At 63.7% G+C, this 13872-nt stretch carries 7 protein-coding genes and 1 pseudogene; 5 read left to right on the top strand and 3 right to left on the bottom strand.

Annotated features, from left to right (window positions below; all coding sequences use genetic code 11):
• Window positions 1–89: pseudogene (locus AC07T0_RS26135) on the bottom strand (electron transfer flavoprotein subunit beta/FixA family protein); the annotation flags it as partial.
• A 547-nt stretch (window positions 90–636) separates the two neighbouring features.
• Here AC07T0_RS26135 and AC07T0_RS26130 point away from each other — a divergent pair.
• Window positions 637–2301, top strand: coding sequence for an electron transfer flavoprotein-ubiquinone oxidoreductase (locus AC07T0_RS26130; protein WP_495003897.1), 1665 nt, complete (start codon window positions 637–639; stop codon window positions 2299–2301).
• 200 nt (window positions 2302–2501) lie between these two features.
• On the opposite strand, the gene nirD is transcribed toward AC07T0_RS26130, so the two are convergent.
• Both nirD and nirB read right to left on the bottom strand, forming a co-directional pair.
• Window positions 2502–2873 (bottom strand): nitrite reductase small subunit NirD, encoded by a 372-nt coding sequence (nirD, locus tag AC07T0_RS26125; RefSeq protein WP_495003896.1) that lies wholly within the window; start codon window positions 2871–2873, stop codon window positions 2502–2504.
• Window positions 2873–5434 carry a nitrite reductase large subunit NirB gene (nirB, locus tag AC07T0_RS26120; RefSeq protein ID WP_495003895.1) on the bottom strand — a complete coding sequence of 854 codons (2562 nt, stop codon included), beginning with the start codon at window positions 5432–5434 and terminating at the stop codon, window positions 2873–2875. The genes nirD and nirB overlap by 1 nt, the downstream gene beginning before the upstream one ends.
• A 751-nt stretch (window positions 5435–6185) precedes the next feature.
• On the opposite strand from nirB, the gene AC07T0_RS26115 reads away from it, so the two are divergent.
• From AC07T0_RS26115 to AC07T0_RS26100, 4 genes are all read left to right on the top strand, one after another.
• Complete coding sequence (locus AC07T0_RS26115; protein WP_495003900.1) at window positions 6186–10328, top strand: sulfite reductase subunit alpha; 4143 nt, start codon at window positions 6186–6188, stop codon at window positions 10326–10328.
• Window positions 10329–10532: 204 nt separating this feature from the next.
• The gene (locus AC07T0_RS26110) at window positions 10533–11726 is read left to right on the top strand and encodes a CmpA/NrtA family ABC transporter substrate-binding protein (RefSeq protein ID WP_495003894.1); all 1194 of its coding nucleotides are present in this window, start codon (window positions 10533–10535) and stop codon (window positions 11724–11726) included.
• Window positions 11727–11741: 15 nt separating this feature from the next.
• Window positions 11742–12317 (top strand): ANTAR domain-containing response regulator, encoded by a 576-nt coding sequence (locus AC07T0_RS26105; protein ID WP_177094768.1) that lies wholly within the window; start codon window positions 11742–11744, stop codon window positions 12315–12317.
• Between the two features lie 342 nt (window positions 12318–12659).
• A complete protein-coding gene (locus AC07T0_RS26100) occupies window positions 12660–13871 on the top strand; it encodes a nitrate/nitrite transporter (protein ID WP_495003893.1) in 1212 nt (403 codons plus the stop codon).
• Window position 13872 lies beyond the last annotated feature (1 nt).

The following is a 13872-nucleotide window of genomic DNA, read 5'->3' as shown; positions in this document are numbered from 1 at the left end:
TTGGCGAGGTCGACGCCGGAATTGTCCGCCTTGACGCGAACCTTGACGTTGTAATCGACAACGCGTTTGACAGCTACAAGAACCTTCATGGATTCCTCGTTACTCTCCGGTGAAAAGGAAATCGCCAGGACTTGCCTGGCGGTTGATGCTCAACGGCGCACAAGGGCACCTCCAAAAACGCCGGCACTTGAAGCGAAAACACTGCCGCCGACCACCCTATACCGTCCGTCGGACGCGACCAGGCAGTCATGAACCGTCAAGGCGTGTAAACTCCGCGCCAGAACGGTATGCCGCTGTACTTTCCACTGCCTTCGCCCTGTCTTTAGAGGGGCTCCTGAATCCTGGATTCAGCCTACGGCGAGCGCGAAACCGCCCGTATCTTGACCGGAACGCCCATTCCGGTCAATACGGCAAAATGGCCAGTCATAAGCCGCGCTTCTTTGATTTATCTAGCCTGCAGCGAATTCAAACAAACGTTTGTATTGGACGCTGGTAGTGGTGTAGATATAATGCGCCGCCTAGAGAGAAAGATGTCTCATCCGTGATCCTCTTCCCGACGTGGTGCAGGAATACTGGCGAGGGACACCAAACCTCCAATTAGAAAAAAACTGTTGAGCCTTGAGTAGGAGAGAGTCTGTGGAACGCGAATACATGGAATTCGACGTGGTCATCGTCGGTGCCGGCCCCGCAGGCCTGTCCGCCGCTTGCCGGCTGAAACAGAAAGCGGCTGAAGCGGGTCAGGAAATCAGCGTCTGCGTCGTGGAAAAAGGTTCCGAGGTCGGTGCCCATATCCTTTCCGGCGCGGTGTTCGAACCACGGGCGCTGAACGAGTTGTTCCCTGACTGGAAAGAACTCGGCGCGCCGCTGAACACACCAGTCAAGCGTGACGACATCTATGTCCTGCGCAGCAGCGAGACCTCGACCAAGGTTCCCGACTTCTTTGTGCCCAAGACCATGCACAACGAAGGCAACTACATCATCTCCCTGGGCAACCTGTGCCGCTGGCTGGCCCAGCAGGCCGAGAACCTGGGCGTGGAAATCTACCCCGGCTTCGCCGCCCAGGAAGCCCTGTTCGACGAGAACGGCGTGGTCCGCGGGATCATCACCGGCGACCTCGGTGTCGACCGTGAAGGCCATCCAAAAGACGGCCTCTATACCCCGGGCATGGAACTGCGCGGCAAGTACACGCTGTTCGCCGAAGGCTGCCGTGGGCATATCGGCAAACAGCTGATTTCGCGTTTCAAGCTCGACAGCGATGCGGATGCCCAGCACTACGGCATCGGTCTGAAAGAAATCTGGGAAATCGATCCGGCCAAGCATGAGCCAGGGCTGGTGGTACACACCGCCGGTTGGCCGCTGGACATCATGAGCCCCGAGAACACCGGCGGTTCGTTCCTTTATCACCTGGAAAACCACCAGGTGGTGGTCGGTCTGATCGTCGACCTGTCCTACAGCAACACCTTCCTCTCGCCGTTCGACGAGTTCCAGCGCCTCAAGCATCACCCGGTGCTCAAGCAATACCTGGAAGGCGGCAAGCGCATCAGCTACGGCGCGCGGGCCATCTGCAAGGGCGGCCTGAACTCGCTGCCGAAGATGGTCTTCAAAGGCGGCGCGCTGATCGGTTGCGACCTCGGCACCCTGAACTTCGCCAAGATCAAGGGCAGCCACACCGCGATGAAGTCCGGCATGCTCGCCGCCGAAGCCGTGGCCGAGAAGCTGCTGGCCGGCGCCGAAGGCGGTGACGAACTGAACAACTATGTCGAGTCGTTCAAATCCAGCTGGCTGTACGAAGAACTGTTCGCCAGCCGCAACTTCGGCCCGGCGATGCACAAGTTCGGTCCGATCGTCGGCGCCGGCTTCAACTGGCTCGACCAGAACATCTTCGCTGGCAAGCTGCCGTTCACCCTGCATGACACCAAGCCGGACTACGCCTGCCTGAAGCTGGCGGCCGCCTGCCAGAAGATCGACTACCCGAAACCGGACGGCAAGCTCAGCTTCGACAAGCTCAGCTCGGTATTCATCTCGGGTACCAACCATGAAGAAGAGCAGCCTTGCCACCTGAAGCTGACCGACCCGAGCATCCCGATCGGCAAGAACCTGCCGCTCTACGATGAACCGGCACAGCGTTACTGCCCGGCAGGTGTGTACGAAGTGATCACCCAGGAAGACGGTGCGAAGCGTTTCCAGATCAACGCCCAGAACTGCGTGCACTGCAAGACCTGTGACATCAAGGATCCTTCGCAGAACATCACCTGGGTCACCCCGGAAGGTGCCGGCGGCCCGACTTACCCGAACATGTAAGTCTCAAGCCGAACAAAGTAGGAGCGAGCTTGCTCGCGATGGTAGTCAGGGCACCGCAGGGTATCAGGTGCCCCGCGTTATCGTTGACGTCCATCGCGAGCAAGCTCGCTCCTACAGTGGACCATGTTCGGCCTAAACCGAACGGCATTGCCCCCAGGGGGCCTTTTTTTGGCCTGGGAAAACCGCCCCGGCGCCTAACCTCAATCCAATCCTACCTCCACCCGATCACCATTCAAACGCACCGGCCAGACCCGCAAGCGCTGTTCGGGATACTCGATACAAACCCCATCCGCCAGGCGGAAGTGCTGTTTGTACAAGGGCGAGGCAATCACCAGTTCGCCCTTCAGCGTACCGACGATGCCACGGCCAATAACATTGGCCCCCGATTTCGGATCGCGGTTATCGATGGCAAAAACCTGCTCGCCACCACCGATAACCGGCAAATGGAACAACGCCACCTGGTCGCCGTCGAGCCAGGCGACCACGCCGGAATCCGCTACCAGATCAGCGCGATTACACAGGGTTTTCCATTCCACAGCGTTCTGCGGACGTTCCAGGGTCGTGGTGTTCATCAGTTCAGCTCCTCGGCGACAGGGATCAGGTGCAGTTCATGGGCGCGGGCCGGACGACGCTGGCCACGCTCCTCGACGAAACGGATGGCGGGATCGCCGCCGGTGTCATTGACGAAGGTGCGGAAGCGCTTGAGCTTCTCCGGGTCCTGCAGGGCGTTGGCCCATTCGCACTGGTAACGGTCGATCAGCAGATTCATCTGTGCCTCCAACTCGCCGGCCAGGCCCAGGCTGTCATCGATGATCACCGCCTTGAGATAGTCCAAGCCGCCGTCCAGGCTTTCACGCCACACCGAAGTGCGCTGCAGGCGGTCGGCGGTGCGGATGTAGAACATCAGGAAGCGGTCGATGTAGCGGATCAGGGTCGCGTCATCGAGATCGGTGGCGAACAACTCGGCATGTCGCGGGCGCATGCCGCCATTGCCGGCGACGTAGAGGTTCCAGCCCTTGTCGGTGGCGATCACGCCGATGTCCTTGCTCTGCGCCTCGGCGCATTCGCGGGTGCAACCGGAGACCGCCAGCTTGAACTTGTGCGGCGCCCGCACGCCCTTGTAGCGATTCTCCAGCAGCAGGGCCATGGCGACACTGTCCTGCACGCCATACCGGCACCAGGTGCTGCCGACGCAGGACTTCACCGTGCGCAGCGATTTGCCGTAGCCGTGACCCGTCTCGAAGCCGGCGTCCACCAGTTCGCCCCAGATCTGCGGCAACTGGTGCAACTGGGCGCCGAACAGGTCGATACGCTGACCGCCGGTAATCTTGGTGTAAAGCTCGTACTTCTTCGCCACGGCACCGAGGGCGATCAGTTTGTCCGGAGTGATCTCGCCGCCAGCAATACGCGGAATGATCGAATAGGTGCCGTTTTTCTGCATGTTGGCCATGAAGGTGTCGTTGGTGTCCTGCAACGGCACCAACGCCGGATCCATGATCGGCTGGTTCCAGCACGAAGCGAGGATCGAGCCCACCGCCGGCTTGCAGATATCACAGCCGACATGGCCCTTGCCGTGGCGCGCCAGCAGCGCGTCGAAAGACTCGATGCGCTCGACCCGGACAATGGCGTAAAGCTCCTGGCGAGTATGGGCGAAATGCTCGCACAAGCTCTTGTCCACCGTGACGCCACGGGCGCTCAACTCGTGCTCGAAGACCTGCTTGAGTAGCGCGGCACAGCCGCCGCAACCGGTGGCCGCGCGGGTGCAGGCCTTGAGTTCGGAGAGTTCGCTGCAACCGCCGTCGATGGCCGAACAGATCGCGCCCTTGCTGACGTTATGGCAGGAACACACGGTAGCGCTCGCGGGCAAGGCATCCACGCCCAGGGCCGGTGCCGCTTCGCCCAATGGCAGGATCAGCCCGGCGGGATCGGCCGGCAGGTCGATGCCATTGCTGACGTACTGCAACAAGGTATCGTAATAGCTGTTATCCCCCACCAGCACCGCACCCAGGGCGCGCTTGCCGTCGGCGGACACCACCAGGCGCCGGTAGCTGGCGCTGGCCTCGTCGATAAAGCGGTAGCTGCGTGAACCTGGCGTGGCGCCATGGGCATCGCCAATGGAACCGACATCGACCCCCAGCAGCTTGAGCTTGGTCGACATGTCCGCGCCCATGAACGGCTCGCTGTCTTCGCCACAGAGTTGCGTGGCCACCGCGCGGGCCATCTGGTAGCCCGGCGCGACCAGGCCGAAGATCCCACCGTTCCACGCCGCGCACTCGCCGATGGCATAGATGTCCGGGTCGCTGCTGACGCACTGGCTGTCGATGGCCACCCCGCCACGCGGGCCGAGTTCCAGGCCAGATTGCCGGGCCAGGGCATCCTGCGGACGGATACCGGCGGAAAACACAATCAGGTCGGCCTCGAGGAAATCCTCACCAGCGAAGTTCATCCGGTAGCGGTATTCGCTGCCGGCACTGATCGACTGGGTACCACGGGACAGGTGCACACTGACCCCCAGCGCCTCGATCTGGTCCTTGAGCGCCTGACCGCCTTGTTCATCCAACTGGACCGGCATCAGCCGTGGCGCGAACTCCACCACATGTGCTTCCAGCCCCAGGGACTTCAAGGCATTGGCCGCTTCCAGGCCCAACAGGCCACCGCCGACCACCACGCCACGACGGGCATTTTTAGACGCGTCGCGAATGCGATCGAGATCCCCCAGGGTCCGATAGACCAGCCGCGAGTCGCCTTCGGCGCCTTCGATCGGCGGAACGAAGGGGAAGGAACCGGTAGCCAGCACCAGCTTGTCATAGGCCACACAGCCGTCGGCGGTGATCACCTCGCGACGTTCGCGATCAATCTCCAGCACCGCGCGCCCCAGGTGCAAGGTGACCCCGGGGGTCTGGTACAAGGCGATATCGCCGAGGGCCAGGGCCTGCGCATCGCGACCGCTGAAGTATTCGGACAAGTGCACACGATCGTAGGCGCGCTGCGGCTCTTCGCTGAACACATGAATCTGATAGTGCGCCAGGGCGCCGCGCTCGACCAATTGTTCGACACAGTGATGACCCACCATGCCGTTGCCGATCACCACCAGCGTTGGCCGGGTATTCGAGGTCGCTGAATAGCTGTTCATAGGGAGCATCCGTCAAAGCCAATCCGGTTTTTCGAAGGCAAAAAAAAGCGCCTGGAACCAAAAGGTTCCAGGCGCCTTTGCCTGTTCGTGCTGCCGGCCCGTGGGCCCGACGCAGTCATGTTCACCCGGGCCGGTTGTGGCCAAACGATCGCCGTTGATCGACGGGGCGTCCCACTCGCGCCATCGCGGTGAGGTATCAGGGGCTATGCATCGCTTGTGCCAATACCCGTCAACCAAGGCCGAACACGATCCCTGTAGGAGCCGGCTTGCCGGCGATGGCGTCCGCATGGACAGCGCAAGGTTCAAGGGCCTCATCGCCGGCAAGCCGGCTCCCACGGGTTACGCGGTGTTTTCAATAGCCCATTTCCTTAGCTGACTGGCGTTGGGAAAAGTTCAAGCCCAGCCAGGCAACAAAGCGCTAAAACAGTGCAACATGACTCGTCTTGCCCCATCACGACGCCGATTTTCATTGCCCTGGGTGGCGCCAGCGCACCGACCTCACCCCATGTCAGCCTTGTCTGCCGCACCCTGCCAGCCGTCACTGATGCAGTTGGCGCGCGCATTGCTAATGCCTGCATAGGCCATCAACGTCGATGGCACTCTATTTCACTCTCCAGGCAACAGTCACGACAAAGGCGCCGTGCCGCTCCCGTTGAAAAACGTGGAGCCGCAGGCGCCTTTTTTCGTTTCCGCCGGACCCGGTTGCCAAGCCGGGACGCATTATCGAGGACGCACCATGACCGATACCCAGGTGGCCAGCAAAACCGTGCGCAGTGTCTGTCCCTATTGCGGCGTAGGGTGCGGCATCGTCATGCAGGTCGAGGACAACCTGATCGTCAAGGTCTCGGGCGACAAGCAACACCCAAGCAACTTCGGGCGTCTGTGCACCAAGGGCAGCACCTGCGGCCAGGCGGTGGCCGACTCCGGGCGCATGGAAAACGCTTTCCTGCGCTCGCAACGCAGTCGCGACCCGGCCCGGGTCGGCATCGACCAGGCCATCAGCGCCACCGCCAGCCGCCTGCGCGGTATCATCGACAGCCATGGCGCGGATGCCGTGGCGCTCTATGTCTCCGGGCAAATGTCCCTGGAAGCCCAGTACCTGGCCAACAAACTGACCAAGGGCTTTATCCGCAGCCGGCATATCGAATCCAACTCGCGCCTGTGCATGGCCAGTGCCGGCAGCGGCTACAAACTGTCGCTGGGGGCCGATGGCCCGCCGGGTTCCTATGAGGACTTCGAGCACAGCGAGCTGTTCCTGGTGATTGGCGCGAATATGGCCGACTGTCACCCGATCCTGTTCCTGCGCCTGCTCGATCGGGTCAAGGCCGGAGCCAAGCTGATCGTCGTCGATCCGCGGCGCACCGGCACCGCCGACAAGGCCGACCTGTTCCTGCAGATCAAGCCGGGCACCGACCTCGCCCTGCTCAATGGCCTGCTGCATCTGCTGGTAAAAAACGGCCACAGCGACCGTGACTTCATCGCCGCCTTCACCGAAGGCTGGGAGGTGATGCCCGACTTCCTCGAGGACTACCCCCCGGCCCGGGTCGCCGAACTGACCGGCCTGGCCGAGGCCGACCTGCACCAGGCCGCGCAGTGGATTGGCCAGGCCGCCAACTGGATGAGCTGCTGGACCATGGGCCTCAACCAGAGCGTGCAAGGCACCTGGCACACCAATGCGCTGTGCAACCTGCACCTGGCCACCGGCACCCTCTGCCGTCCTGGCAGTGGGCCGTTTTCCCTGACCGGGCAACCCAACGCCATGGGCGGACGCGAGATGGGCTACATGGGCCCCGGCCTGCCGGGCCAGCGCTCGGCGCTGGTGGCCAGCGACCGCGCCTTTATCGAGCAGCTGTGGCGTCTGCCCCCCGGCAGCCTGCGCGCCGAAGCCGGCGAAGGCACGGTGGCGATGTTCGAGGCCATGCGTGCCGGCAGCATCAAGGCCTGCTGGATTATCTGCACCAACCCGGTGGCCAGCGTCCCCAACCGACAGAACGTCATCGAGGCGCTGCAAGCCGCCGAACTGGTCATCAGCCAGGACGCCTACCTGGATACCGAAACCAACCGCTACGCCGATATCCTCCTGCCCGGCGCCCTGTGGGCCGAGGCGCAAGGCGTGATGATCAACTCCGAACGCAACCTGACCCTGATGCAGCAGGCCGTGCAGCCACCCGGCGAGACCCTCCCCGACTGGCAGATCATCGCCCGCGTGGCCTGCGAAATGGGCTATGCCGAGGCCTTCAGCTATGACAGCGCCGAGGCGGTGTTCGAGGAGATCAAGCAGGCCTGGAATCCCAAGACCGGCTATGACCTGCGCGGCGCCAGCTATGCCCGCCTGCGCGAGCAGCCGCTGCAATGGCCCTGTGCCGAGGCGCAGGGGCCCACGCGCAATCCGATCCGCTACCTCAACAACGGCCTCAGCCAGGCGCTGAAATACGCCCAGGACGGCCAGCAACCGGCGATCGCCTTCCCCACCGAAAGCGGCAAGGCACAGTTCTTTGCCCGGCCGCACCTGATGCCGGCGGAAATGCCCGACGAGGCATTCCCGCTGGTGCTCAACACCGGGCGGGTGCAGCACCAATGGCACACCCTGACCAAGACCGGCAAGGTGCCGACCCTGAACAAGCTCAACCCTGGCCCCTTCGTGGAAATTCATCCCGACGACGCCACTCGCCTGGGCATCCAGGAACGCGACCCGGTGCAGATCCGTTCGCGGCGGGGCCGCGCGGTGCTGCCGGCGGTGATCACCGACCGGGTCCGACCGGGCAACTGTTTCGCGCCCTTTCATTGGAACGATGTGTTCGGCGATGACCTGGCGATCAACGCCGTCACCAGCGACGCCATCGACCCGCTGTCGCTACAACCAGCGTTCAAGTTCTCTGCGGTGAACCTGCTGGCCCTGGCCCCGGAGCCCGCCAGCCTTATACCCGAGGGCGCGCTGGCCGGCACCTCGACTGTCGCCCCGGAGGGCTTTTCGTCCATGCAGATCAACGCCTTTGCTCGCCTGCTCAACCTCGATATCCCGGCAGAACTGAGCCTGGCCAGCGACGAGCGCCTGTACATGCAGGGCTACCTGCTGGGCCTGCGCAGCGCCGAGGCCCAGACACCGGGGGTACCCACCCTCCCCGCCAGCGCGCCCTTTGGCGCCGACAAACGCCTGCTGCTGGATGGCCTGCTGGCCGGGCTGTTTTCCCGTACGACGAGCACCGCGCTGGAACCGCAGACGACCGCCACGGTTCCAGCACCAACTGCCGAATGGCTGGTGCTCTGGGCCTCACAAACCGGCAACAGCGAAGAGCTGGCCCAGGCCTGCGCCAAGCGTCTGGACGCCGCCGGCCAACGGACCTGCCTGCGCGCCATGGACGAGGCCGGCCTTGACGACCTGCGCGCCGCCAGCAGCGTGTTGCTGGTCACCAGCACCTTCGGCGACGGCGACCCACCGGACAACGCCGCGGGTTTCTGGCAGACGCTGCAAGGAGCCCAGGACCAGGCCCTGGCGCAAAGCCGCTACAGCGTACTGGCCCTGGGCGACACCAATTACGATCAGTTCTGCGGTTTCGGCCGCAAGCTCGACGAGCGCTTGAGCGAACTCGGCGCTGAACGCCTGCTGCCGCGCCTGGAGTGCGAACAGGATGCCCAGCAAGCCGTCGAACCCTGGCTTACCACCCTGTGCACGGCACTCAGCGGCCCATCAGCGCCTCCGGTCGCACTCCCGACAATCGTCGCCAGCGCTGCCGTGTCGGCAACCGCGCAGCCGGCTCGGACCGACGTCGGCAGCCCCTACAGCCGTCATCACCCATTGCACGCCCGCCTCCTGCACAACCAGGTGCTGAATGCCCCGGGCGCGGAAAAGGAAACCCGGCACCTGGTGTTCGACCTCGCCGACCAGGACTTCCCCTACCAGGCCGGCGATGCCCTCGGCGTCTGGCCAAGCAACTGCGCGGAGGCGGTCGACAAGCTGCTGGATATCCTGCAGTTGGACGGCGACAACCTGGTCACGCTCAAGGACAAGGCGCCGATGACGCTGCGCGAGGCCCTGCTCGACCACCTGGACATCACTCGCATCACTCCGGAGATCCTCCGTCGGGTCTGCGGGCTTTGCGCCAGCCCCTGGCTGGATGAGTTGCAGGAGGAAGCCAATCAGGCCCGGCTCAAGGACTGGCTCTGGGGCCGGCAATTGCTCGACCTGCTGCACGAGTTCCCCATCAGCCTTGGCGCCAACCAGTTGATCAGCCTGCTCAAGCCTTTGCAGCCGCGCCTGTACTCGATTTCTTCCAGCGCGAAAGTCACCCCGAGCCAGGTGCACCTGACGGTTTCCACGGTGCGCTACCGGCATGGCGAGCAGATCCGCGGCGGGGTCTGTTCGACCTTTCTCGCCGATCGTGCCGCCACGACCGGGGCACGCCTGTTTATCCAGCGCACCACGCACTTCCGGGTCCCGCAGGACCCACGCACGCCGCTGATCATGATCGGCCCCGGCACCGGCATCGCGCCGTTTCGCGCCTTCCTGCAGGAACGCCAGGCCCAGGGCGCCGAAGGCAAGAACTGGTTGTTTTTCGGCGAGCAACGCGCCGCCAGCGACTTCTACTACCGCGAGGAGCTCGACGCCTGGCTGCTCAGCGGTCACCTGAGCCGCCTGGACACCGCCTTCTCCCGCGACCAGACTGAAAAGATCTACGTACAGCAGCGCATGCTCGAAGCCGGTGCGCAGTTCTGGAGCTGGCTGGAGCAAGGCGCCAGCGTCTATGTCTGTGGCGATGCCAGCCGCATGGCCAAGGACGTCGATGCCGCGTTGAAGAAGATCGTCCAGGTCCACGGGCGGATGAGCGGCGGTGCCGCGGGTTTGTATGTCAGTGCCCTGAGCAAGGATCGACGGTATCTGCGCGATGTCTATTGAGTGGCACCGTGTAACCGTAGCTACGCGGTCACTGTGGCCGGCTTGCCGGCGATGGGGCCGGCGAGTCTTGCCGCGATCTTGCGGACGTCATCGCCGGCAAGCCGCCTCCCACAAGGGCCCTGTGCGGCATGACTCACAGCTATCGGCATAACTCTTGCTCCGCCTTGTGACAGGCGTCAGCCCTACAGCTTCAGGAATCACCGCATGAACAACGATTTGGCAAGGTCCCCTCTGGCCTGGGTAGCAGGCAGTGATGCCCCGGAAAAGAACGTACTCAACCTCGGCTATATGCCCTTGAGCGACAGCGCCTCCCTGGTGGTCGCGGCCACCCAGGGCTTCGCCCAGCCCTACGGCCTGACACTGAATCTGCAACGCCAGAATTCCTGGGCCGGCCTGAGCGACAAACTGGTCAGCGGCGAACTGGATGCCGCCCATGGCCTGTACGGGATGATCTACGCCATCCAACTGGGTATCAGCGGCACACCGGCCACCGACATGGCGGTGCTGATGGGCCTGAACCAGAACGGTCAAAGCATCAACCTCTCGCAACCGCTCAAGGACGCCGGCGTCACCAGCGCCCAGGCGCTGCAACAACGTGCCCGCAGCGGTCAGGCCAAACTGACCTTCGCCCAGACCTATCCCACCGGCACCCATGCCATGTGGTTGTATTACTGGCTGGCCAGCCAGGGGATCCACCCTTTGGAAGACGTCAACAGCGTGGTGGTGCCGCCACCGCAGATGCTCGAACACCTGCAAGCCGGGCGCATCGACGGCTTCTGTGTCGGTGAACCCTGGGCCGCCCACGCCGTCGAGCAGGGCCAGGGCTTTACCCTGGCCACCAGCCAGGCGATCTGGCCAGACCATCCGGAAAAGGTCCTGGCCTGCACCCGCGCCTTCGTCGAACAGTATCCCAACACCGCGCAAGCGCTGGTGATGGCAATCCTCGAGGCCAGCCGCTTTATCGAGGAGAGCCAGGAAAACCGCCGTGGCACCGCGCAATTGCTCAGTGGCCGCGACTACCTCGATGCGCCGCTGGCAAGCATCGAGCCACGCCTGCTGGGCAGCTACAACGACGGTCTCGGCCGGCACTGGCAAGACCCCCACGCCCTGAGCTTCCATGCTCGAGGCACGGCCAACTACCCGTACCTCTCCGACGGCATGTGGTTCATGACCCAGTTCCGCCGCTGGGGCCTGCTGCATGCGGCGCCGGATTACCTGGGCGTGGCGCGCCAGGTCCAGCAACTCGATCTCTATCGTCGCGCCGCGACCGCCCTGGACATCCCCGTGCCCAGCGCACCGATGCGCAGCAGCCAACTGCTCGACGGCCAACTCTGGGACGGCTCCGCCCCGGAAGCCTATGCCCGCGGTTTTGCCCTGCATGCCCTCAATGATCACTGACGGGAGCTGGCCGCCATGTTGAAAATCCTGCTGATCAACGACACCTCGAAAAAACTCGGGCGCCTGCGCACGGCCTTGAGCGAAGCGGGTTTCGAGGTGATTGACGAATCCGGCCTGACCATTGACCTGCCCGCGCGGGTCGAGGCGGTGCGCCCGGATGTGCTGCTGATCGACACCGACTCGCCCAGCCGCGACGTGCTCGAACAGGTGGTGCTGCTGAGTCGCAACCAACCGCGCCCGATCGTCATGTTTACCGACGAGCACGACCCTGCGGTGATGCGCCAGGCGATCAAGGCCGGAGTCAGTGCCTATATCGTCGAAGGCATCCAGTCCCAGCGCCTGCAGCCGATCATGGAGGTGGCCATGGCTCGTTTCGAAAGCGACCAGCACCTGCGTGCGCAGTTGCAGGCCCGCGACCAGCAGATTGCCGAGCGCAAGCGCATCGAAATGGCCAAGGGACTGCTGATGAAGATGAAGGGTTGCGACGAGGAAGCCGCCCATACCCTGATGCGCCGCCAGGCCATGAGCAAGCAGCAGAAACTGATCCAGGTCGCCGAACAGGTGATCGCCATGAGCGAACTGCTCGACTGAGACGCACCGCAACGCAGCACGGTCTGGCCAGCAGGCTGCGTTGTGGGGCACGCCCCTCTCCCTCTCTGCCTGCAACCTGCCGGCAACGCCCTCGAAAGGCCGCGCTTGAGCCTCGAATGGGCGCGGACTGAAAACTGGCACACATAGTGCTCAGACAATACCCGGTAGCCAACGGCGGCTGCCCCACCCCCGACAAAGACGTCGCAATCCCTACGTGAAAACGAGCAGGGATGCGGCGTTTTTGCGTTTTTGGCGTCGGCAAATGGGGACCAGCGGCCGGTGAACATCACCCGCCCGCAGACCCCGTGCCGTCACTGAACCCTTTGGCAGATGAGGTGTTAAATGCACAACAGTTTCTGGAAAGCCGGCCATACACCGACCCTGTTCGCGGCGTTCTTGTATTTCGACCTGAGTTTCATGGTCTGGTACCTGCTCGGGCCACTGGCGGTGCAGATCGCCACCGACCTGCAACTGACCACGCAACAGCGTGGCTTCATGGTTGCCACGCCGATCCTGGCCGGCGCCTTCCTGCGCTTTATCATGGGCATGCTCGCCGACCAGTTGTCCCCGAAAACCGCCGGCATCATCGGCCAGGTGATTGTCATCGTGGCCTTGCTGGTGGCTTGGCAACTGGGCATCCACAGCTATCAGCAGGCGCTGCTGCTGGGCGTCTGCCTGGGCATGGCCGGGGCCTCCTTCGCCGTGGCCCTGCCTCTGGCCTCGCAATGGTATCCGCCGCAACACCAGGGCAAAGCCATGGGCATCGCCGGGGCCGGTAACTCGGGCACCGTGATCGCCGCCCTGGCGGCACCGCTGCTGGCCGCGGCCTTTGGCTGGAGCAACGTGTTCGGCCTGGCCCTGATCCCCCTGGTGTTGACCCTGGTACTGTTCAGCCTGCTGGCCCGCAACGCACCCAACCGCAGCAAGGCCAAATCCATGGCCGACTACCTGACCACTCTCGGCGACCGTGACAGCTGGTGGTTCATGTTTTTCTACAGCGTCACCTTCGGCGGCTTTATCGGTCTGGCCAGCGCCCTGCCCGGTTACTTCCACGACCAGTACGGCCTCGACCCGCAAACCGCCGGCTACTACACCGCTGCCTGCGTCTTCGCCGGCAGCCTGATGCGCCCGTTGGGCGGAGCCCTGGCGGACCGCTTCGGTGGCATTCGCGCCCTGCTCGGCACCTACGCCATTGCCACCCTGTGCATCGGCGCGGTGGGTTTCCACCTGTCCAGCTCGGTGGCGGCCCTGGCACTGTTCGTCACTGCCATGCTCGGCCTCGGCGCCGGCAACGGTGCGGTGTTCCAACTGGTACCGCAGCGCTTTACCAAGGAGATCGGTGTGATGACCGGCCTGGTTGGCATGGCCGGCGGTATCGGCGGCTTCCTTCTCGCGGCAGGCCTCGGCGCGATCAAGCAGAGTACCGGTGACTACCAGTTGGCCCTGTGGTTGTTCGCCAGCCTGGGGCTGATCGCCTGGTTCGGCCTGTACGGGGTCAAGCGGCGCTGGAGAACCACCTGGGGCTCGGCCGCCTTCTCTGCGGCCCGGGTCTGAG

It is taken from the genome of Pseudomonas sp. GW821-FHT04D07 (assembly GCF_059420225.1).
Note: the sequence above shows the minus strand (reverse complement) of the source record. Positions and strands in the feature narration are given on the sequence as shown.

What these genes read in the sequence shown, in the direction of transcription:
- nirD (WP_495003896.1), bottom strand. Translation starts at nt 2,873, where the DNA reads ATGAACACCACGACCCTGGAACGTCCGCAGAACGCTGTGGAATGGAAA.
- AC07T0_RS26100 (WP_495003893.1), top strand. Translation starts at nt 12,660, where the DNA reads ATGCACAACAGTTTCTGGAAAGCCGGCCATACACCGACCCTGTTCGCG.
- AC07T0_RS26105 (WP_177094768.1), top strand. Translation starts at nt 11,742, where the DNA reads ATGTTGAAAATCCTGCTGATCAACGACACCTCGAAAAAACTCGGGCGC.
- nirB (WP_495003895.1), bottom strand. Translation starts at nt 5,434, where the DNA reads ATGAACAGCTATTCAGCGACCTCGAATACCCGGCCAACGCTGGTGGTG.
- AC07T0_RS26110 (WP_495003894.1), top strand. Translation starts at nt 10,533, where the DNA reads ATGAACAACGATTTGGCAAGGTCCCCTCTGGCCTGGGTAGCAGGCAGT.